Source organism: Kocuria subflava (assembly GCF_012163155.1).
Classification (GTDB): Bacteria; Actinomycetota; Actinomycetes; order Actinomycetales; family Micrococcaceae; genus Kocuria; species Kocuria subflava.
In genome coordinates this window covers 131,079-150,359 of the sequence record NZ_JAAVUN010000002.1, presented here as the reverse complement: position 1 = coordinate 150,359, position 19,281 = coordinate 131,079, and the positions used below count along the sequence as shown (strand labels likewise).

The following is a 19,281-nucleotide window of genomic DNA, read 5'->3' as shown; positions in this document are numbered from 1 at the left end:
GATACGAACGACCAGTCCCCCAAGAAATCAGGGACTGGTCGTCACGCAGAAATCAGGGGTTCAGTGGCCGTGGCCACCGTTTTCTGCAGCACGGGCGGCATCACCTTCGTAACCCATGCCCATGCGCTTCATGACAAAACCAACCACCAGGCCCACACCGCACAGTGCAATGCCGACCCACAGCAGGATCATGACCTGAATGGTGAATCCCACGACGGCCAGCAACACACCCACCGTCAGAATGGCAATGCAGGTCCAGGCAGCGGGCGTGTTGCCGTGGCCCACGTAGCCCGTGTGGTCCAGCACGATTTCATTCTGGTTAGACATCTGTTCGGTCTCCCGTGGATCAGTGGTTCCAGCGGCGGCTGGTAACCGTTTTCAGTGAGCGCCCGTGCGCCCGGAGGGTCTGTGGTGCAATCACACGCAGTTGCTCATTCCATTGTGCCATTGTGGGCGCGCCATGACGTAGTCAACGCACCCACGGGATGGTCACCGACCTGTGGGATCTTCGCCATCGGAGAAGGCATCCCAGGTGTCAATCCCGTCACGACGAGCTGCATCAGGGTCATGCACACCCGTTGCAGGTGGCGCCTGTTGATCCGTCGCTTCCCGTTCACGGCGGTACTTGGTGGATCCACCGGCACTCCAACGGGGAATCACCACCAGGCTCCAGAGGCCGATCAACAGCAGCAGGATCGCCAGGACAAGGGCCACCCAGGGCCACAAGCTCTGGTCCGGAACCACCTCCGTGCCGACCACCCCGGCACTGTCCCCCACGGCAGTCTCCGTGGCCCGCTGCGGGTCACTGACAGCAGAAATCACGGAGAACAACACCCCGGCAGCTGCCAGTGGGATGACAACGGCCACTACCCAGCGCAGCACCCGCCCCGCGATGCTCAAGGCCAGAAAGGCCGCAGCCGCCACCAGGGACAACGCGGGCACAGCCGGGCTGGCTTCCGTGCCCCGCACACTCACCTGGATGTCCTGGACCGGGTTGGGCACCGTGACGTTGAACCACACCATGGAGGCTGCACCGAACAAGGCAGCGGCAATCACCAATCCGGTCAGGATCAGCGTGCTTTTGGAACGCAGAGCTTTCATCGCGGCGGGTCCTGGTCTTGTCCCTGGTTGTGTTGCTGGTCCTGGCCCGGGGCCGTCGTCGTATTCTCCATGCCGCCCACCGAGCGCAAGGTGCGGGCACCCAATGCGGCGCGCAAGGGTGCTGTGGCCTTGTTCAGCGATTCGGTGGCCTCGGTTTCCGGCACCGAATCGGCCACGATTCCACCACCTGCCTGGACGTAGGCCTTGCCATCCACCAACAGGGCGGTCCGGATGGCGATGGCCATGTCCATGTCTCCGGCAAAGTCCATGTAACCCACCACCCCGCCGTAAATGGAGCGACGGCGCGGTTCATAACGGTCAAGCAGCTGCAATGCCCGCGGCTTGGGGGCACCGGACAACGTGCCGGCGGGGAACGTGGCCGCCAGAACGTCGTAGGCCTCCGTGCCGGGGCGCATCTGGCCCACCACGTTGGAACACAGGTGCATGATGTGGCTGAAGCGCTCCACCTCCATGAACTCCGTGACATCCACCGTGCCGGGCACACACACCTTGGAGAGGTCATTGCGGGAGAGGTCCACCAACATCAGATGCTCGGCGCGCTCCTTGTCATCCGCCAGCAGATCCTTCTCCATCACCAGATCCTCAGCCGGAGTTGCGCCCCGAGGGCGGGAGCCGGCGATGGGGTGGGTCACCACTTCACGGTCGGTGACCGTCACCAAGGCCTCAGGGGAAGATCCCACCACGTGATAGTCCCGGCCTTTGACGTCCTCAAAGGCGTAGAGGTACATGTACGGGCTGGGGTTGATGCGACGCAGGGAGCGGTAGACGTCCAGGGGGGCTGCGGTGCAGTCTGTTTTGAACCGCCTGGAAATCACCACCTGGAAGATCTCTCCGTCCACGATGGCCTGCTTGGCCTCACCGATGGAGTCGATGAAGATCTCACGGTCCCAGGACTGTTCCACAATCGATTCCAGATCCGGCCGCTGGGTCGACTCACCAGAATCTGGCCCCGGTCCACGGGTCTGATCCTTCCCGCCGCCCTGTCCCATCGTGGTGGCCTGGCCCGTCAGGGTGGCCTGATCCGTCGTGGTGGCCTGATCCGTGACGCTGACCTGGGCCGTGGCTTGGGACAGGTTCTCCAGCATGGCCTCCACGCGGGAGACGGAGTCCAGATAGGCCTCCTCCACACGCTCGTCCGTGCCATCCACGTTGATGGCGTTGGCCACCAAGGTGACGGTCCCGGCCTGGTTGTCATGGACTGCCATGTCCGCCACCAGGTTCATGGCCAACTCTGGAATCCGAAGGTCGTCCTGCGGCGGGTTGGGCAGGTGCTCCCAGTGGCGCACAGCTTCCCATCCCACGAATCCGACCATGCCGGAAGTCAGTGGTGGTACGTCTGAGAACCTCTGGGTCTGCAACTCCCGCATGGTCTGACGCAAGGCCTCCACGGGAGAGCCAGAGGTTGGCACTCCCACCGGGGGTGTCCCCAGCCAGTGAGCCTGACCGTCATTGCTGGTTAACGTGGCACGGGAGCTGACGCCCACCCAGGACCAGCGGGACCACATTCCTTGAGCAGCGGATTCCAGCAAGAAGGTGCCCGCCGGCGCCGTTCCATCGGACCGGAGCACCAGGCTGCGGTACAGACCGATGGGAGTCAGGGAATCCGCCAGCACGGTGGTGCGTACGGGGATCACGCGGTGGTGCCGGGCGTGTTCCTTGAACTCTTCAAGGGACGGTGTGATGAGACCCAGAGTCTCCATGTCTGCTCCTGGTGACGGTGAACAACAAAAGGGTGAGGAGGCAGGGCCTCAGACGGTGCCAACTACTGCGGGTAGTTCTCCGCCGTCAAAACAGGTCCGGGTGTTGCGGTGGCAGGCGGCGCCAATCTGCTCCACTCGGATCAGGAGGGCGTCGCCGTCGCAGTCCAGGGCAACGGACTTCACGTACTGGCGGTGCCCGGAGGTGTCCCCTTTGCGCCAGTACTCTTGCCGGGACCGTGACCAGAATGTCACGCGCCCAGAGGTCAGGGTGCGGTGCAGAGCCTCATCATCCATCCAGCCCAACATGAGTACGTCATCGGTCTCATGGTCTTGGATGATGGCGGCCACCAGGCCGTGATCGTCCCGTTCGAGACGCTCTGCCAGTGAGGGTTCCAGTGGGGAGGCTTCCTGCGTTGATTCAGACATCACCGGACACTATAGGCAGGCGCGAGCAGAACTCACGAAGTGGATGGGGCTCACACGTTGCCACGTCCTCAACGAACCGGGTGACCTTCAGCCCTCAGAGCAGCCTTGACCTCGGCGATGGCGCCCACGGGGCCGAAGTGGAACACGGATGCGGCCAGCACCGCATCAGCACCGGCAGCCACGGCCGGTGGGAAGTGTGCAGGCTCCCCCGCGCCGCCTGAGGCGATCAGCGGCACCGTGGTGGCAGCTCGCACCTCACGAATCATCTCCACGTCAAAACCATTGCGCGTGCCATCGGCGTCCATGGAGTTCAGCAGAATCTCCCCCACACCGCGGCGCTCCGCCTCAGCCGCCCAATCCACTGCGTCCACCCCGGTCAACTGTCTGCCTCCGTGAGTGGTCACCTCAAAACCGGAGACCGTGTTACCCGTGCGTTTGGCGTCGCAGGAGAGCACCAGAACCTGGTTACCGAACCGCTGGGTGATCTCATTGATCACTTCTGGTCTGGCAATCGCGGCGGTGTTGATGGAGGCCTTGTCCGCACCACAGCGCAGCAGGCGGTCGACGTCGTCCACGGTCCGCACGCCACCACCCACCGTCAGCGGGATGAACACTTGCTCCGCGGTCCGGGCGACGACGTCGAACATGGTGGCCCGGGCCCCGGAAGATGCGGTGACGTCCAAGAACGTCAGCTCATCTGCACCAGCGCGGTTGTAGCGCTCCGCGAGTTCCACCGGATCTCCGGCATCGCGCAGGTTCTCAAAGTTGACACCCTTGACCACGCGGCCGGCATCGACGTCAAGGCAGGGAATCACACGTACGGCTACGGTCACGGAGGCGGTTCCTTTGTCACAGGGACGCTGTGAGCGGCGTGGCGCCCGCAGCGCATGGGTTGAGGCGGCGGATCAGATACGGGCCGCGTGAATGGGGGAAACCAGAATGGCCCGGGCACCTGCGGCGTAAAGCGCGTCCATGACCTTGTTGGTGTCAGCGCGGCGCACCATAGCGCGCACGGCCAGTGAATTGCCGTGGCCCAGCGGGGAGATGGTGGGGCCCTGCATTCCCGGTGTGATGGCGGTGGTGGCCTCCAGGTTCTCCTCCGCAACGTCGTAGTCGATCATCACGTACTGGCGGGCCACCAGAACACCCTGCAGACGACGACGCAGCACCGCCAAGCCCTCGGGTTCGATCTCATGGCGGGACCGGATCAGCAAGGCTTCCGATGTCATGATGGGCTCTGCAAATACCTCAAGTCCTGCTGCGCGCAAGGTGTTGCCGGTCTCCACCACATCGGCAATGGCATCCGCCACGCCCAAACGGATGGAGGACTCCACGGCACCGTCCAGACGCACCACCTCGGCCTGAACACTCTGCTGGGCAAGGTAGGTGCGCAGCAATTCGGTGTAGCTGGTGGCGATCCGCTTGCCCTGCAGATCCTGCAGGGATGAGAACTCCCCCGCGGGTCCGGCAAACCGGAAGGTGGAACGGGCAAAGTCCAGTGCCAAATCTTCATCGGCCGGAGCTGCGGAATCCAGCAGCAGGTCACGGCCTGTGATGCCCACGTCCAAAACGTCACCGCCCACGTACACGGCAATGTCCCGGGGCCGGAGGTAGAAGAACTCCACGTTGTTCTCCGGATCCACCAGAACCAACTCCCGGGAATCCCTGCGCTGGCGGTAACCCGCCTCACGCAGCATGGTGGTCGAGGCTTCGGACAGTGCTCCCTTGTTGGGGATGGCAACGCGCAGCATTCAGATTCCTGTTCTTGGATCGGTTGGTGTCTCCACCAGGGAACTCACACGGTCATGGACGCGGTTGGGCAGCTCGATTCGACCGGGGCCAGGGATACCACTGGTGCGCTTGGGCAGGCCCTGTCCAGTGGGTCACAGATGCCGGTAGACGTCTTCCAGGGTGAGTCCTTTGGCAACCATCATGACCTGCAGGTGGTAGAGCAGCTGGGAAATCTCCTCAGCAGCTTCATCGGAGGTTTCGTACTCACAGGCCATCCAGACCTCGGCGGCCTCTTCAACCACTTTTTTGCCGATGCCATGGACACCACGGTCCAGTTCAGCCACGGTGGAGGATCCCTCCGGCCGGTCCGCGGCCTTCTGGGAGATTTCGGCGAACAGTTGCTCGAAAGTTTTCACTGCTCCAGCTTATCGGCCGCAGCAGACCCCCAAGAAACGGCGGGTGCGCACAGCATGATCAAGCCGCCGGCCAGCACCACCCAACCCAGCAGAGGGGGCCCGGCAGTTGCCACGGTCCACATGCCGATCACCAACAAGGCGGCACCCAGGATCAGGAAGGCGTAGAACAGGGGCTTGGTCATGGTGGGTTTCCTCGCTAAGACGTCGTTGTCCAACCGCCAGAGTGCATGAGTCATGCTGTTGGCGTAGATGTGTTGTCCGACAAAATATGCCCCAGGCCCGGCCCCGGCATATGGGCGGGACCACACCGGAACTGGAGGTGCGTCACACGAACCAGGCATGGACATGAGAAATCCCCGCGCACTGTGCCGTGCGCGGGGATTTCCGGTCAGCCCATCAGATGACTGGCCATCAGGTCAGTGTGCGTGCTCGCCGGTGCTGTACTCGTACACCAGCCCCAGGACACCCACAATGGCGAACGGAACAGCCAGACCCACGATCCACCAGTCGATGGCCAGACCCAACACCAGGATGGTGCAGGCGCCACCGATCAGCAGCGGCCACCATGACCACGGGGAGAAGTGTCCGTAGTCACCGGCTGCCTGGGCGATTTCGCCCTCCAGGTCGTCCTCCGGCAGCAGGGCCTTGGTGGAGCGCAGCACCAGCATGAAGTACACGGCCAACATGAAGCACATGGCGGCGGTGGCCAGCAGTGCCGGGAAACCGGCCCATTCGTTGAAGTTGGTCACAAAGCCGTAGACGATCCCAGCACCCATGACGAAGATGCCGACGATCCACAGGGAGTAGATAGTTGCCTTCATACGTGGATCAACCCTTCATGCCTGCGTGGGTGGTCATGGACTGCTGAGGTGAGGCCTTGGCCAGCTCAGGGTGGTGCAGGTCAAGTGCCGGGCGCTCCGAACGGATGCGGGGCAGGGACACAAAGTTGTGGCGCGGGGGCGGGCAGGAGGTTGCCCACTCGAGCGATCCACCGAAGCCCCAGGGGTCGTCAACCTCAACCTTGGGAGCGTTCTTGTGCGTGGTGTAGACGTTCCAGAACCAGGGGATCATGGACACGGCCAACAGCATGGCGCCGATGGTGGAGACTTCGTTCATCCACGCAAAGCCGTCCTCCGGCATGTAGTCCGCGTAACGACGCGGCATGCCGATGACACCGAGCCAGTGCTGGATCAGGAAGGTCATGTGGAAGCCGACGAACAGGATCCAGAAGTGGACCTTGCCGATGCGCTCGTTGAGCATCTTGCCGGTGAACTTGGGCCACCAGAAGTACAAAGCGGCGAACATGCCGAACACCAGGGTGCCGAAGAGCACGTAGTGGAAGTGGGCCACCACGAAATACGTGTCCGACACGTGGAAGTCCAGCGGCGGGGTTGCCAGGATCACGCCGGTCACGCCACCGAACAGGAAGGTGAACATGAAGCCCAGGACCCACAGCATGGGGGTCTCAAACGTCAACGAACCCTGCCACATGGTGCCGATCCAGTTGAAGAACTTCACGCCTGTGGGGACCGCGATCATCATGGTCATGAAGGAGAAGAAGCCCAACAGCACGGAGCCGGTGACATACATGTGGTGAGCCCACACGGTCACGGACAGCGCGGCAATGGCGATGGTGGCGAACACCAGGCCCTTGTAGCCGAACAGCGGCTTACGGGAAAACACCGGCAGGATCTCCGAGATGATGCCGAAGAACGGCAATGCCAGCACGTAGACCTCGGGGTGACCGAAGAACCAGAACAGGTGCTGCCACAGGATCGCTCCACCGGCCTCGGCGTCAAAGATGTGACCACCCAATCGGCGATCCATGCCCAGTGCGAACAGGGCTGCGGCCAGCGGCGGGAAGATCATGATGATCAGCAAGGCCGTGACCAAGGTGGTCCACACGAACACCGGCATACGCCACATGGTCATGCCCGGTGCGCGCATGCACAGGATGGTGGTGATGAAGTTCACACCACCCATGATGGTGCCGAAGCCCTGCAATGCGAGGCCGAAGACCCATAGGTCACCACCAACTCCCGGGGAGAAGGTGGTGGAGTTCAGCGGCGCGTAGGCGAACCACCCGAAGGATGCCGCACCCTGCGGGGACAGGAAGCCGGCCATGGCCACCAAGGAGCCGAACAGGAAGAACCAGAAGGCCAGTGCGTTCAGACGCGGGAAGGCAACGTCAGGAGCACCGATCTGCAGCGGCACGATCACGTTGGCCAAACCGACGAAGAACGGGGTGCCGAACATCAGCAGCATGATGGTGCCGTGCATGGTGAACAGCTGGTTGTACTGCTCCTTGGTCTCCAGGATCTGCATGCCCGGAGCAAACAACTCGGCGCGGATCAACAGCGCCATGACACCACCAACGCAGAAGAACACGAAGGCTGAGATCAGGTACATGTACCCGATGGTCTTGTGATCGGTTGACGTCAACCAATCAACGATGATCTTGCCCTTGGAGCGCGGCACCACTGCGGGTGCCACTGTCCGGGTGTCATCGGCTGAGTACTCGAGAGTAGTCATCTTCAGCCCCTCTTAGTTTTCGTCGTCGTAGCTGGAGCCAACAGGGTTCTCACGCTGGATCGGACCGCTTTCGTCAAGGTTGACGTTACGGCCGTACTCGAGACCGAGCTGGCCGGTGTTGCCCTGGTCGCGCAGCTGCTGCATCTGGTTGTCGTACTCCTCCTGGGAGACGACCTCAACGTTGAACAGCATCTCTGAGTGGTACTCACCGCACAGCTCAGCGCACTTGCCCTGGAACGTGCCCTCACGCTCCGTGTGGATGCTCATGTAGTTGGTGCGGTTCGGGATCATGTCGATCTTCTCCAGGAAGGCCGGAACCCAGAAGGAGTGGATGACGTCTCGGGAGGCGACCTCGATCTCGATGTCGCTGTCCACCGGCAGGTACAGGGTCGGCAGAGTTTCCTCAACGCCCTCGGAGCCGTCGGTGTTCAGGTGGGCCTGCGTACCGGAGTAGTAGACGTCGTCGTCAACGTAGTTGAAGTCCCACGCCCACTGCTTGCCCACAATCTGAATTGTGGTGTCCGGGTTGTCGTACCTGGGGATGATCTGCGCCAGGGCACGCTCCGAGTAGAAGAACAGAGAGACGATCAAAGCGATCGGCACGATCGTGTAGAAGATCTCTAACGGCAGGTGGTAGGCCACCTGGCGGGGGTAGCCGACCTCGTTCTTGCGGCGGCGGTAAGCGATCATGCACCAGAGCATGAGGCCCCAGGCCACCAGGCCCACAGCCAAAGCCGCAATCCAGGAGCCGATCCACAAGTTCAAAATGCTCTGCGCGTTGTCCGTGGGAGCGGAGTCGCCAATGGGCATCCAGCCGTTGCGGACTTCTTGCGTACAGCCCGTGAGAGCCAGAACGGCAACGGCCCCGAGGCCGGATAGCTTCAAAGCCCTGGTGCTACGGCTGTCGGTTCGGGAGTGCGAACTCACAGACGGCCCTTCCTCTTTTTTGGTGGTGCGCCCGGTGCGGAGATATGGGACTGCTCCAGTTCTGGGCATGCTGTTTCCTGACCGAGCTTACCCCCTGTGATCCGGCTGTGCTGACACTGTGTCAGTCAGTGTGTCCGCGTGCCGGTATGACTCGGAGGTGATGTGCCCGACGGAACAAACACCCAGACCTGAAAAACCCCGCATACCCATTGGGGTATGCGGGGTTTTCGGGTTCCGCTCGGCCTCCAGGTGTGGGATTCCAGCACCAGCGGTCACGCTGGGTCGGTGCCGTCAGGAGTCAGAAACTGGTGGCAACTTTTGCCGCACCCGGGAACGTGGGAGGCCCAAAGACCGTCAGTGAAAGGAATCCCCGCAGGCACAGGAGCCCTGCGCGTTGGGGTTGTCAATGGAGAAGCCCTGCTTCTGGATGGTGTCCTCGAAGTCGATGGTGGAACCTTCCAGGTACGGCACGGACATCTTGTCCACGATCACTTCCACGCCGTCGAAGTCCTTGACGGCATCCCCGTCCAGAACGCGCTCGTCAAAGTAGAGCTGGTAGATCAGACCGGAACAACCGCCCGGCTGGACTGCCACGCGCAGGCGCAGGTCCGTGCGCCCTTCCTGCTCCAGCAAGGAGTTGACCTTCTGTGCCGCCACGTCAGTCAAATTGACGCCGTGGGTGGGCAGCTCTTGGGTGGTGGCGTTTTCAGCGGTGACGCTCATGAGTTGCTCTCCTTTCGTGGTCGCCTGCTTGCGACCCCAGACCTTCTGCATGCTCGAACCACGCGAGCAGGATCTTCATTCCCGTGCTCGGCGATGCGGAGGCAGGCCTCCTGCACCACTGACCGCAGGACCATGCACTTCCTTCAGGCTACGCCCGACCCCCGGCGCACCGCGCCAGCCACAGGGCCTCGGCCAGGATCACCTGCCGGAAGTCCTCCACGTGCAAGGACTCATCGATTCTGTGCGCCCGGGTGTCCGGATCTTCCACTCCGGTGATCAGAATGGTGGCCTCCGGGTAGGCCTCTTGGAGCAAAGCGGCAAACGGGATGGAACCACCCATACCTGCCTCCAACGGCTCTCGGTCCCAGGCTTGGCCAAGAGCCCACAACATGTCTTGAGCCGCATCCGAATCGGTGTTGGTGCTGAACGGAGGACCCTGTTCATCAATCTCAACCTGAACTTCAGCTCCGAACGGAGCATTGTGGATCAAGTGCTTCTTCAGACTTTCAGCGGCGACGGCGGGGTCCTCCCCCGGCGCGATCCTCAACGACACCTTGGCTCGGGCAGACGGTGAAATGGTGTTAGAAGCCACATCCACGGCGGTGGCGTCAATGCCCGTCACGGAAATCGCAGGCTGCGCCCACAATCGAGACGTGATGCTTCCACGCCCAGCCAGCTCGACACCGTCCAGCAAACCGGCATCCGCCCGGAACTGTTCTTCCGGGTAATCGATGGCAGGTTCTGCCGCGTGTTTCAGACCGGTCACGGCAACCGCGCCGTCGTCGTCGTGCAGCGTGGCGATCAAACGAGCCAGCAACGTGGGGCCGTCCAGGATGGGGCCGCCGTAACCACCGGAGTGCAGGGCATGCTTCAGCGCGCGCACGGTGACTTCGGCCCCCACCACGCCGCGCAGGCCGGTGGTCAGAGTGGGAGCACCCACCTCCCAGTTGGCTGAATCGGCGATCACAATGGCGTTGGCTGCCAGTCTCTCACGGTGACGCTGCAGGAACTCGGCAAAATGCGGAGAGCCGGCTTCCTCCTCTCCCTCGATGAACACCGTGATGCCCAGCCCGTGGTCCTCCCCCATGACCTCAGGCAACACGCGTACCGCACCGATGTGCGCCATGACCGCGGCCTTGTCATCCGCAGCCCCCCGCCCGTACAACCGGCCGTCACGCTGCACAGCGGTGAACGGTTCAGAGCTCCAGGAGTCCAGATTCCCAGGAGGCTGAACGTCGTGATGGGCGTAGAGCAGCACGGTGGGTTTTCCCTCCGCCGCAGCCTTGTGGGCGATGACGGCGGGGTGAGCCGCGTTGCCGTCAGCGGGCAGGATCTCCAGCGAGTCGAAACCTTCAGCGGCCAGGAGGTCGGCCACTGCATGTGCACTGCGCTTGAGTTCTGCTTGGTCAAAGGAGTCCCAGGCGATACCCGGGATGGAGACCAGATTCTTCAGATCACTCAGCACGGCATCAAACCTGCGCTCGGTGACCTCCCTGAACTGCTGGAGATCGATCTGCTGTTCCTGGTGGGAATTCGCATCCATGTTGGTCATGGTTTGAGCTTAAACACGAGCCGCACCGAGTGGCCAAAGGTTGGCCGCGATTCCGCGGCGCACGGAGCAGTGTGGACTCCGGTAAACTCTGGCGGGTGTTTGGACGCAACAAGAAGACTGAGACCGCTGACCCGCAACCCGTCAACGATCCCGCGCTGGAGGAATCCGCGGTGACTCGTCCGGGAACGACCCAGGGCAAGGGGCGTCCAACACCCAGCCGCCGGCAGCAGGAGTCGGCGCGTCACCAACCTCTGGTCCCCAAGGACCGCAAGGCAGCCAAGGTGGCCGATCGCCAGAACCGCCGCGAACAGCGTCTTCACGTCCAGCAGCGCATGGCCTCAGGAGACGAGCGGTATCTGCCGCAACGTGACCGTGGCGCCCAACGAGCGTTCGTGCGTGACTGGGTGGATTCCCGGTTCTGCATGGCGGAGCTGCTGATGCCGATCGCCATTTCGGCGTTGATCTTCATGCTGATCCCCACCGGGCTGCAGGAACTGGTCATGGCCATGTTCTACGCCCTGTTGATCGTTGTGATCCTGGATTCCGTGCTGTTGGTGACGGGAGCCAAGCGCGCTGTGCGCAAAAAGTTCGGTGAAGTCCAGTCCGGTACCGGCTTCTACGCCCTGACCCGAAGTATCAACTGGCGCTCCACCCGTATGCCCCGCCCGCGCGTGGGCCGTGGCCGCCGCCCCGTCTGATCGGTTCCACACCACCCGTGAGATCACCGGTAATTGATGAGATGACACCCCGTTGTGGGTGATCTCATCAGTTACCGGTGATCTCACATCTCAGCGCGAAGCACGCAAACCCTTGACGATGCGCGCCGCCCAGAACGGCCCTTCGTAGAGGAACGCCGTGTAGCCCTGCACCAGGTCAGCGCCTGCTGCCAGAACTTCTTGGGCGTCACATGCTGTGGTCACGCCGCCCACACCGATGATGGTCAGCTCCGGCCCAACGTGTTCGCGCAGCAGGCGAATGACCTCCAAGGACCGGATGCGCAGCGGGGCACCGGAGAGTCCCCCCGCGCCGCATGCTTCCACCTCAGAGGAGGGGGTATTCAAGCCGAGCCCCTCACGGGCGATGGTGGTGTTGGTGGCCACGATTCCGTCCAGCCCCAGTTCCAGCGCCAGGTCCCCCACGGCGTGGATGTCCGGCTCGGCCAGGTCCGGCGCGATTTTGACCAGCAACGGAACATGACGTCCCGTCACTGCGGTGGACTCCTCCCTCACTGCGGTCAGGATGGGCCTCAGGGACTCAACGGCCTGTAGTTCCCTCAAGCCCGGTGTGTTGGGTGAGGACACGTTGACCACCATGTAGTCCGCATGAGGGGCCAACGCACGCGTGGAGATTCGATAATCCCCCTCAGCATCTTCAAGCTCCACCACCTTGGTCTTGCCGATGTTGACACCCACCACGGGACGGACCGTGCCGGACCAGCCCTTCTCGATTTCCGCCCTGGCCTGCTGGACACGGGCGGCCACGGTGGCTGCGCCGTCGTTGTTGAAACCCATGCGGTTGATCACGGCACGGTCTACCACCAGGCGGAACAGGCGAGGCTTGGGATTACCCGGTTGCGCTTGCCCCGTGACCGTGCCGATCTCCACGTGGCCAAATCCCAGATCAGCCAAAGCGGCCACGCCGGTGGCACCTTTGTCGAACCCAGCCGCCAACCCGAAACGGGACGGGAAGGTGATGCCCATGGCCTCCAGGGCATCACCCGGACGAGCCGCGGTGAACCGACGCAAGACTCGGGAGACCCCCACCTTGCGGCACAGCTTGATGCCCAGGAATCCCAGGTGATGAGCTCGCTCCGGATCCATCCATGAGAAGGCGACGTTGAAGAACATAGGGTAGAAACGCATGGGTGCATTTTCCCACGGCGACCCGGCAGGAGGTGGTGACGGCATGGAGTGGACCGAGGACGTTCTGGGCCCGGATTTCAGCATGTGCCAGATTCCGGTGACCGGCCGGGGCGCGCACACCACCATGAGTCTGATGCGGTTCAACACACCGCCGTCAACTCCGGTCCGCGGCACCGTGCTGTACGTTCACGGTTGGTCCGACTACTTTGCCAACCCGGAACTCGCCCAGGCTGTGGTGGAAGTCGGCTTCCACTTCTATGCGATGGATTTGCACGGATACGGCCGCAACCTCACCCCGGAGATCCTTGCCACCGGCGAAATCCCCGGCATGGCAGCTGACCTCGCCGAATACCGAGAGGACTTTGACGCCGCGCGCCACGCCATCCTTCAGGACGGTAAACCGGTGGATCCCCAACACCTTGTGGTGGTGGCCCACTCCACCGGTGGGCTCACCATGTCCCTGGTGCTGATGGAAGAGCCGGGAGAGGTGGCGGGCCTGGCATTGGCCACACCGTGGATCGCTCCCCAAGGCCACCCGTGGGTGGACCGGCTGATCACAGCAGTCGCTCCTCTGGTTCCAGCCCGGTGGCACGCAGTCCGCATCCCCGTACCGGTCAACACCAACTACCACCGCACGCTCTCAGCCGACCGGGAGGGCAGCTGGAGCGTGGATCCCCACTGGCGCCCCAAGGAGTCCTTCCCCATCACCGTCAACCTGCTGGCCTCCACGGCACGTGCACGGCTACGGATCCTGGAGCTCGTAGGCCGCGGACAGGGCGTCGGCGCTCCGGTCCTGCTGCAGATCTCCCGACGCAGTCTGTTGGTTCCTTGGTGGGAGAACCGCATGCATCAGGTGGACACCGTGCTGGACGTGGGTGCCATTCGGCGTCGCATCGGCTTGCTGAGCCGCACCCCGCGGGTGATTTCCTACGACGGCGCCCTGCACGACGTTCACCGCTCAGCGCCTGCCATTCGGCAGAAGGCCTTCAAGGACCTGCAGGACTGGCTGCGGCAACTGCCCACTGGTTGACGTGCCGGTCAGCGATCACTGAACTTTGGGTTGATCCACCGCCCCGCCGTAACGACGATCCCGGCGTGCGTACTCCTCAACTGCTGCCCACAGTGTCCTGCGGTCAACGTCTGGCCACAGGACGTCCTGGAACACCAGTTCCGCGTAGGCCGATTGCCACAGCAGGAAGTTGGAGATCCGTTGCTCCCCGGAGGAGCGCAGGAACAAGTCCACGTCCGGTAGATCTGGTTCATCCAGATAGGCCTGCACCGTGGATTCGTCGATCTTCTTGGGGTTGATCTTGCCGGCTGCTGCATCACGCGCAATGGCTGCTGCGGCGTCGGCAATTTCTGCCCGCCCACCATAGTTCACGCACATGGTCAGCGTGGCCACGTCATGGTCCCGGGTCTCGCGTTCGGCGATCTCCAGGCGGTCAATCACTGAGCGCCACAGACGCGGACGCCGTCCGGCCCACCGAATCCGAACGCCCCAGTCGTGGAAAGTGGCAAGTTGGCGCTCCATGACCTCGGCGGTGAAGTTCATGATGAAGTTGACCTCTGAGGGGGAGCGCTTCCAGTTCTCCGTGGAGAACGCGTAGGCGGAGACGTAGGGAATGCCCATCTCGATGGCCCCGGCCACCACATCCACCAGGGCACGCTCCCCCGCCCGGTGGCCCTCATTACGGGTCAGGCCACGTTCATTGGCCCAGCGTCCGTTGCCATCCATCACCACGGCCACGTGCTGAGGTACGAATTTGGCGGGTATGGCAGGTGCTTTGGCACCGGAAGGATGTGCCGGAGGCGGCGTGAAGCGGGACATGTGCCGTCAGTTCCTTTCAACCAGAGCAAGTGCCCGCACGGTTCGCTCCAGATGGAACTGAACGTAGCCGGCCACAATCGCCGACGCCGCGCGGGCCACGCGTGCAGGGGCAGCATCCACGTGTTCCCAGTTGCCGTGCAACAGGGTTTCCAAATACTCCAGGGTGCTGGCATCCGGAGCAAGCGCCCCCGGAGGCCTGCAGTTGGCGCACACCACCCCACCCAGTTCAGCGCTGAAGGACCGGTGCGGGCCCGGCTCACCACACCGCGCGCACACGGTGAACGACGGCGCCCACCCTGCCACGGAGATGGCCCGCATCAGGTAGGAATCCAAGATGGCGGCGGGATCATGCAGCCCGCGTGCCATGGCAGACAATGCACCGGCCACCAGGAGGTAGTGCTGGCCGGATTCGGCGTCGTCGTCCTCCGTGATCTTCTCTGCGGCCTCCACGACCGCCGCTGCCGCGGTGAACTTGGCGTAATCCGCGGCAATCGGTGTGGCCCACCCCTTGCGGCCCACGGCTTGGGAGACGATGTCCAAGTTGCGTCCGTGGACCAACTGGAGGTCAGAGACGTTGAAGGGTTCCAACCGCGAACCGAACTTGGATGCGGTGCGACGGATCCCTTTGGCCACCGCCCTGACCTGACCGTGCTCACGGGTCAAGAGCACCACGATGCGATCCGCCTCCCCCAGCGGGTAAGTGCGCAACACCAGCCCCGTGTCCCGGTAGAACTTGGAGGCAAATGATGTGGCGCGGGGCATCAGCGGTGCTCCTGACCGTCAGCCATGCAGCAGCTCAGTTCTGCTGAGAATCGCGAATGGCGCGGTTCACGGCGGAGACGATGGCCTTCAGGGAGGACCGGGTGGTGGAGGAGTCAATGCCCGCCCCCCACAGCACACGTCCGCCCACGGCCAGCTCGACGTAGGAGGCCGCTTGGGCATCTGCAGCTGCCGAGAGCGTGTGCTCCGTGTAGTCCAGCAGACGCAGGTCGATGCCCTCGTTCAAGAACACCTGAATCATGGCATCGATCGGTCCGTTGCCAGTGGCTGTGCGCTCCACCCGGTGACCGTCGATCTCCAGGCCGATGTCCAACCGGGTGTCACCGTCAGCCTCAGAGGTGGTGCTGATGGTGCTGACCCGGTACTTGCCCCAACGGTGTGCGCCGTCTTCAGCGGGCAGGTACTCGTCCCGGAAAATCCCCCACAGATGATCGCCGCTGACCTCCGTTCCGGTGGTCTCTGTGTGCTTCTGCACCACGCCGGAGAATTCGATCTGCGCGCGACGCGGCAGGTCCAGACCGTGATCGGCCTTGAGCAGGTAGGCCACACCACCCTTGCCGGACTGCGAGTTCACACGGATCACGGCCTCGTAGCTGCGGCCCAGGTCCTTGGGGTCGATGGGCAGATACGGAACCCCCCATACGAGTTCCTCCGTGGACTTGCCCTCCGCCCGGGCCTGCGCCTCCATGGCTTCAAAGCCCTTCTTGATGGCGTCCTGGTGGGAGCCGGAGAAGGCGGTGAACACCAAGTCTCCGCCGTAGGGAGAACGTTCCGGAACCGGCAGCTGGTTGCAGTGCTCCACGGTGCGGCGGATTTCGTCAATGTTGGAGAAGTCGATCTGCGGATCCACACCCTGGGTCAACAGGTTCAGACCCAGCGTCACCAGATCAACGTTACCGGTGCGCTCACCGTTGCCGAACAGACAACCCTCAATGCGGTCCGCCCCTGCCAAATAGCCCAGCTCGGCTGCCGCAACACCCGTGCCTCGGTCATTGTGCGGGTGCAGGGAGAGGATGGTGGCATCCCGGTTGTAGAGATTGCGGGTCATCCACTCGATGGAATCCGCGTACACGTTGGGAGTGGCCATTTCCACAGTGGCCGGCAGGTTCAGGATCATCTCCCGGTCTCCGCCGATCTCAAAGGTCTCAGCCACCTCGTTGGCGATCCGAGCAGCGAACTCCACCTCCGTGCCGGTGAAGGATTCCGGGGAGTACTCGTAGGTCACCCGGGTGGCCTTCAACTGCTCCTCGTACTTCATGCACAGACGCGCGCCAGTCAGCGCAATGTCCACAATGCCGTCCTGGTCCTCACGGAACACCACCTTGCGCTGCAGCACCGAGGTGGAGTTGTAGAGGTGCACGATCGCCCGCGGGGCGCCGTCGATCGCCTCAAAAGTACGTTCGATCAGATGTTCCCGGGACTGGGTGAGCACCTGGATGGAGACATCCTCCGGGATGCGGTCCTCTTCAATCAGACGGCGGACAAAGTCGAAATCGGTCTGGGAAGCGGACGGGAAGCCGACCTCGATCTCCTTGTAACCCATTCCCACCAGCAGCTCGAACATCCGCAGCTTGCGGCTGGAGTCCATGGGGTCAATCAGTGCCTGGTTGCCATCGCGCAGATCCACGGCACACCACCGCGGAGCTTGGGTGATGACTTTGTCCGGCCAGGTGCGCTCCGTGAGCTCGAACGGCAACTGCTGGTGGTAAGGGACGTACTTGTGGATCGGCATGCCGGAGGGCTGCTGGCGATTTTCCATGGCGGGGACCTTTTCTTTCCTGTTCCCAAAAGGCGTCACCGTGAAGTATTGACGGAACCGGCCGTTGAATCCTGCGTTTTTCAGGAGTACGTCGGATCTCCACGCTGATCACTTCCCGTGATCAGCTGTCACGGATGACGGGCCGGGCACCACAAACTCCGCAACGGGAGTCCGGCCCACTGTGGTGGATGTCAGGACCCGTTGCGGCACCTAAGCAGAAGCATCCGGCGCGTGCGCATACAGGCAAGTTATCACTTGAGAGGTCGTGTGACCCATTCAACTCACTGCTGGCAGGTGAACTGCTCAGCAGTTTGACCGGAGAGGCCTTCCGGCACCGCGCTGTCCATGCTCATGCGGTCTCCCTCCGTGAAGTCCTGGCCGATCACCAGCTGCACGGTGGTTTCTGGATCACCGGCTGGCACCAACTGCGCCTGCGGAATGCCCAATTCGTCAGCCACCTGCTGGGCTGCTGACTGCCAGCCCGGGCCGTAGAGGATCTGGGTTCCAGGCAGGACCTCGGAGGAGTCCTCCCCCTGGGTGGTCTGGGTGTAGTCGGCGTCTTCCAGGACCTTCATGAGCTCCTTGGCACGACCGTTGGTCTCGGAGGCATCCACCACCTCAATGGGGATGTCACCAGGGGTGAACAGCAGCACGGACGGATCATCCGAACTCTGCTCGGCGGGCTGCGTGCTCTCCCCCGAGTCCGCGGGAGATGCCGAGTCGTTCGGGGAGGCCGTGTCCGTCGCTTCACCCGTGACAGCCTGCTGATCCGTCAGCGAGCCGTCCTCACGCAGGATCTGGAAAAGCTCCTCCGCACGCGGCTTGTCCAGCTGGAGGCGGTTGGGATCCAGCGGGTAGACCTCACTGGGTGCGGTCACGAACACCACGTTGGAGAGATCCACCCCGGACATCATGCCGGCGATGCTCACAATCCGAGTGATGTTGCCCAACTGCTCGTCCACGTGCAGGTTGCTGGTCATTACATCAGCAATCTCGTACAACTTGCCCGGGTTGGTCAGCGTGCCCTCTTCCTTGACCTTGCGGGCCAAGGAAGCCATGAACTGCTGCTGGGAACGGATACGGGATTCGTCACCACCATCACCGAAAGCGGCACGGGAACGCAGGAAGGCCAGAGCCTGATCACCTTCAATGGCGGACACGCCGGCGGGCAGGTCGAGTCCGGACTTGGGGTCATCCACGGCCTGGTTCACGCACACCTCAACGCCACCCACGGTGCTGGAAAGCTCCGTGACGGCATTGAAGTCGGCCAACATGAAGTGGTCAATGTTCAACCCGGTCATCTTGTTGATGGTGGCCACCGTGCACCCGGGACCGCCGTTCTCCGCAGCGGTGTTGAGCATGGCATCGTCCACAGCCTCGTAGACCTTACCATTGGTGGGATCTGTGCACTCGGGGATGTCCACAATCAAGTCACGCTGGAAAGAGACCACCGTGACGTTGTCCCGGTTCTCTGAGATCTGCAGCAACATCATGACGTCCGAGCGGCCGTCACCGTTGCCCTCCTCCACCTCACCGTACTGTTCGTTGCCGACACCCCGGCGGGTGTCCGAGCCCATGATCAGGATGTCCATGGGACCGTCATCAACGGTCTGCTCGTCCCCCAGGTTCAAGGGGCTGGTCATCAAGTTCTGCTGGAGGCGATAGATGCCCAGACCGCCGATGCCCAGCAGCACCACCAAACCCATGGCCAGGCTGATCAGCGCCCAGCGCATGGCTCGGCTCCGGCCCGCGGTTGCACTCCAGTGCCGACCCGCTTGGCGGGTGTCGGCCCACGGTGTGCGCTCACCGGTTGAGGTGCTCTGCTTCACGAATAGGGCTCCAGTGGTTGTTGGCTGCCTGGTGATCATGGCCCGACGGTGATGACGGCCAGATTGTGATCACGGCCGGTTGGTGGACTCCCGC

The 19,281-nt window shown here is 62.8% G+C and carries 20 protein-coding genes; 2 read left to right on the top strand and 18 right to left on the bottom strand.

Going from position 1 to position 19,281, the window contains the following annotated elements; all coding sequences use genetic code 11:
* Positions 1-60 precede the first annotated feature (60 nt).
* The 13 genes from GTW58_RS02200 to GTW58_RS02140 form a co-directional block, all read right to left on the bottom strand.
* The gene (locus GTW58_RS02200) at positions 61-327 is read right to left on the bottom strand and encodes an HGxxPAAW family protein (protein ID WP_119933036.1); all 267 of its coding nucleotides are present in this window, start codon (positions 325-327) and stop codon (positions 61-63) included.
* 162 nt (positions 328-489) lie between these two features.
* A complete protein-coding gene (locus GTW58_RS02195) occupies positions 490-1,101 on the bottom strand; it encodes a Trp biosynthesis-associated membrane protein (RefSeq protein ID WP_119933037.1) in 612 nt (203 codons plus the stop codon).
* On the bottom strand, positions 1,098-2,822 hold the full coding sequence (locus tag GTW58_RS02190) for a chorismate-binding protein (RefSeq protein WP_119933038.1): 1,725 nt from the start codon (positions 2,820-2,822) through the stop codon (positions 1,098-1,100). The genes GTW58_RS02195 and GTW58_RS02190 overlap by 4 nt, the downstream gene beginning before the upstream one ends.
* Before the next feature lie 48 nt (positions 2,823-2,870).
* Entirely contained in the window at positions 2,871-3,248 is a 378-nt protein-coding gene (gene hisI, locus GTW58_RS02185) for a phosphoribosyl-AMP cyclohydrolase (RefSeq protein ID WP_052209634.1), read from the bottom strand.
* Between the two features lie 68 nt (positions 3,249-3,316).
* Positions 3,317-4,081, bottom strand: coding sequence for an imidazole glycerol phosphate synthase subunit HisF (gene hisF, locus GTW58_RS02180; protein WP_119933039.1), 765 nt, complete (start codon positions 4,079-4,081; stop codon positions 3,317-3,319).
* A 72-nt stretch (positions 4,082-4,153) separates the two neighbouring features.
* Positions 4,154-4,999 (bottom strand): ATP phosphoribosyltransferase, encoded by an 846-nt coding sequence (gene hisG / locus GTW58_RS02175; protein WP_047690951.1) that lies wholly within the window; start codon positions 4,997-4,999, stop codon positions 4,154-4,156.
* A 132-nt stretch (positions 5,000-5,131) separates the two neighbouring features.
* The gene (locus GTW58_RS02170) at positions 5,132-5,395 is read right to left on the bottom strand and encodes a phosphoribosyl-ATP diphosphatase (protein WP_047690954.1); all 264 of its coding nucleotides are present in this window, start codon (positions 5,393-5,395) and stop codon (positions 5,132-5,134) included.
* Positions 5,392-5,631, bottom strand: a complete 240-nt coding sequence (locus GTW58_RS02165; protein ID WP_157980495.1) for a hypothetical protein — start codon at positions 5,629-5,631, stop codon at positions 5,392-5,394. Before GTW58_RS02165 ends, GTW58_RS02170 begins: the two co-directional genes overlap by 4 nt.
* Positions 5,632-5,811: 180 nt before the next feature.
* A complete protein-coding gene (locus tag GTW58_RS02160; RefSeq protein WP_119933040.1) occupies positions 5,812-6,216 on the bottom strand; it encodes a cytochrome c oxidase subunit 4 in 405 nt (134 codons plus the stop codon).
* Positions 6,217-6,223: 7 nt separating this feature from the next.
* Entirely contained in the window at positions 6,224-7,927 is a 1,704-nt protein-coding gene (gene ctaD, locus GTW58_RS02155; RefSeq protein ID WP_119933041.1) for an aa3-type cytochrome oxidase subunit I, read from the bottom strand.
* Between the two features lie 12 nt (positions 7,928-7,939).
* Positions 7,940-8,854, bottom strand: coding sequence for an aa3-type cytochrome oxidase subunit II (ctaC, locus tag GTW58_RS02150; RefSeq protein ID WP_232818041.1), 915 nt, complete (start codon positions 8,852-8,854; stop codon positions 7,940-7,942).
* A 354-nt stretch (positions 8,855-9,208) separates the two neighbouring features.
* Positions 9,209-9,577: a HesB/IscA family protein gene (locus GTW58_RS02145; RefSeq protein ID WP_119933043.1), complete on the bottom strand. Its 369-nt coding sequence runs from the start codon at positions 9,575-9,577 to the stop codon at positions 9,209-9,211.
* Positions 9,578-9,725: 148 nt separating this feature from the next.
* Positions 9,726-11,120 (bottom strand): dipeptidase, encoded by a 1,395-nt coding sequence (locus GTW58_RS02140; protein ID WP_119933044.1) that lies wholly within the window; start codon positions 11,118-11,120, stop codon positions 9,726-9,728.
* Between the two features lie 104 nt (positions 11,121-11,224).
* On the opposite strand from GTW58_RS02140, the gene GTW58_RS02135 reads away from it, so the two are divergent.
* Positions 11,225-11,827 (top strand): DUF3043 domain-containing protein, encoded by a 603-nt coding sequence (locus GTW58_RS02135; RefSeq protein ID WP_232818042.1) that lies wholly within the window; start codon positions 11,225-11,227, stop codon positions 11,825-11,827.
* Between the two features lie 90 nt (positions 11,828-11,917).
* Here GTW58_RS02135 and GTW58_RS02130 read toward each other — a convergent pair whose 3' ends face one another.
* On the bottom strand, positions 11,918-12,991 hold the full coding sequence (locus GTW58_RS02130; RefSeq protein ID WP_168023448.1) for a quinone-dependent dihydroorotate dehydrogenase: 1,074 nt from the start codon (positions 12,989-12,991) through the stop codon (positions 11,918-11,920).
* On the opposite strand from GTW58_RS02130, the gene GTW58_RS02125 reads away from it, so the two are divergent.
* Complete coding sequence (locus GTW58_RS02125; protein WP_119932398.1) at positions 12,990-14,021, top strand: alpha/beta hydrolase; 1,032 nt, start codon at positions 12,990-12,992, stop codon at positions 14,019-14,021. The genes GTW58_RS02130 and GTW58_RS02125 overlap by 2 nt on opposite strands.
* Before the next feature lie 15 nt (positions 14,022-14,036).
* Here GTW58_RS02125 and GTW58_RS02120 read toward each other — a convergent pair whose 3' ends face one another.
* The 4 genes from GTW58_RS02120 to GTW58_RS02105 all read right to left on the bottom strand — a co-directional run bounded on the left by GTW58_RS02120 (position 14,037) and on the right by GTW58_RS02105 (position 19,187).
* Positions 14,037-14,819, bottom strand: a complete 783-nt coding sequence (locus tag GTW58_RS02120; protein ID WP_119932399.1) for an isoprenyl transferase — start codon at positions 14,817-14,819, stop codon at positions 14,037-14,039.
* Between the two features lie 6 nt (positions 14,820-14,825).
* Positions 14,826-15,581 carry a DNA repair protein RecO gene (recO, locus tag GTW58_RS02115; RefSeq protein WP_119932400.1) on the bottom strand — a complete coding sequence of 252 codons (756 nt, stop codon included), beginning with the start codon at positions 15,579-15,581 and terminating at the stop codon, positions 14,826-14,828.
* A 34-nt stretch (positions 15,582-15,615) separates the two neighbouring features.
* Positions 15,616-17,358, bottom strand: a complete 1,743-nt coding sequence (leuA, locus tag GTW58_RS02110) for a 2-isopropylmalate synthase (protein WP_119932401.1) — start codon at positions 17,356-17,358, stop codon at positions 15,616-15,618.
* Between the two features lie 281 nt (positions 17,359-17,639).
* Positions 17,640-19,187 carry an LCP family protein gene (locus GTW58_RS02105; protein ID WP_232817961.1) on the bottom strand — a complete coding sequence of 516 codons (1,548 nt, stop codon included), beginning with the start codon at positions 19,185-19,187 and terminating at the stop codon, positions 17,640-17,642.
* Between the last annotated feature and the right edge of the window lie 94 nt (positions 19,188-19,281).

Bases quoted from the DNA above. Each gene is read 5' to 3' on its own strand.
- GTW58_RS02145 (WP_119933043.1), bottom strand. From the start codon at position 9,577: ATGAGCGTCACCGCTGAAAACGCCACCACCCAAGAGCTGCCCACCCAC.
- recO (WP_119932400.1), bottom strand. From the start codon at position 15,581: ATGCCCCGCGCCACATCATTTGCCTCCAAGTTCTACCGGGACACGGGG.
- hisI (WP_052209634.1), bottom strand. From the start codon at position 3,248: ATGTCTGAATCAACGCAGGAAGCCTCCCCACTGGAACCCTCACTGGCA.
- GTW58_RS02165 (WP_157980495.1), bottom strand. From the start codon at position 5,631: ATGACTCATGCACTCTGGCGGTTGGACAACGACGTCTTAGCGAGGAAA.
- ctaD (WP_119933041.1), bottom strand. From the start codon at position 7,927: ATGACTACTCTCGAGTACTCAGCCGATGACACCCGGACAGTGGCACCC.
- GTW58_RS02190 (WP_119933038.1), bottom strand. From the start codon at position 2,822: ATGGAGACTCTGGGTCTCATCACACCGTCCCTTGAAGAGTTCAAGGAA.
- GTW58_RS02195 (WP_119933037.1), bottom strand. From the start codon at position 1,101: ATGAAAGCTCTGCGTTCCAAAAGCACGCTGATCCTGACCGGATTGGTG.
- GTW58_RS02160 (WP_119933040.1), bottom strand. From the start codon at position 6,216: ATGAAGGCAACTATCTACTCCCTGTGGATCGTCGGCATCTTCGTCATG.
- GTW58_RS02140 (WP_119933044.1), bottom strand. From the start codon at position 11,120: ATGGATGCGAATTCCCACCAGGAACAGCAGATCGATCTCCAGCAGTTC.
- GTW58_RS02120 (WP_119932399.1), bottom strand. From the start codon at position 14,819: ATGTCCCGCTTCACGCCGCCTCCGGCACATCCTTCCGGTGCCAAAGCA.
- hisG (WP_047690951.1), bottom strand. From the start codon at position 4,999: ATGCTGCGCGTTGCCATCCCCAACAAGGGAGCACTGTCCGAAGCCTCG.
- GTW58_RS02130 (WP_168023448.1), bottom strand. From the start codon at position 12,991: ATGCGTTTCTACCCTATGTTCTTCAACGTCGCCTTCTCATGGATGGAT.
- leuA (WP_119932401.1), bottom strand. From the start codon at position 17,358: ATGGAAAATCGCCAGCAGCCCTCCGGCATGCCGATCCACAAGTACGTC.
- GTW58_RS02200 (WP_119933036.1), bottom strand. From the start codon at position 327: ATGTCTAACCAGAATGAAATCGTGCTGGACCACACGGGCTACGTGGGC.
- GTW58_RS02125 (WP_119932398.1), top strand. From the start codon at position 12,990: ATGGGTGCATTTTCCCACGGCGACCCGGCAGGAGGTGGTGACGGCATG.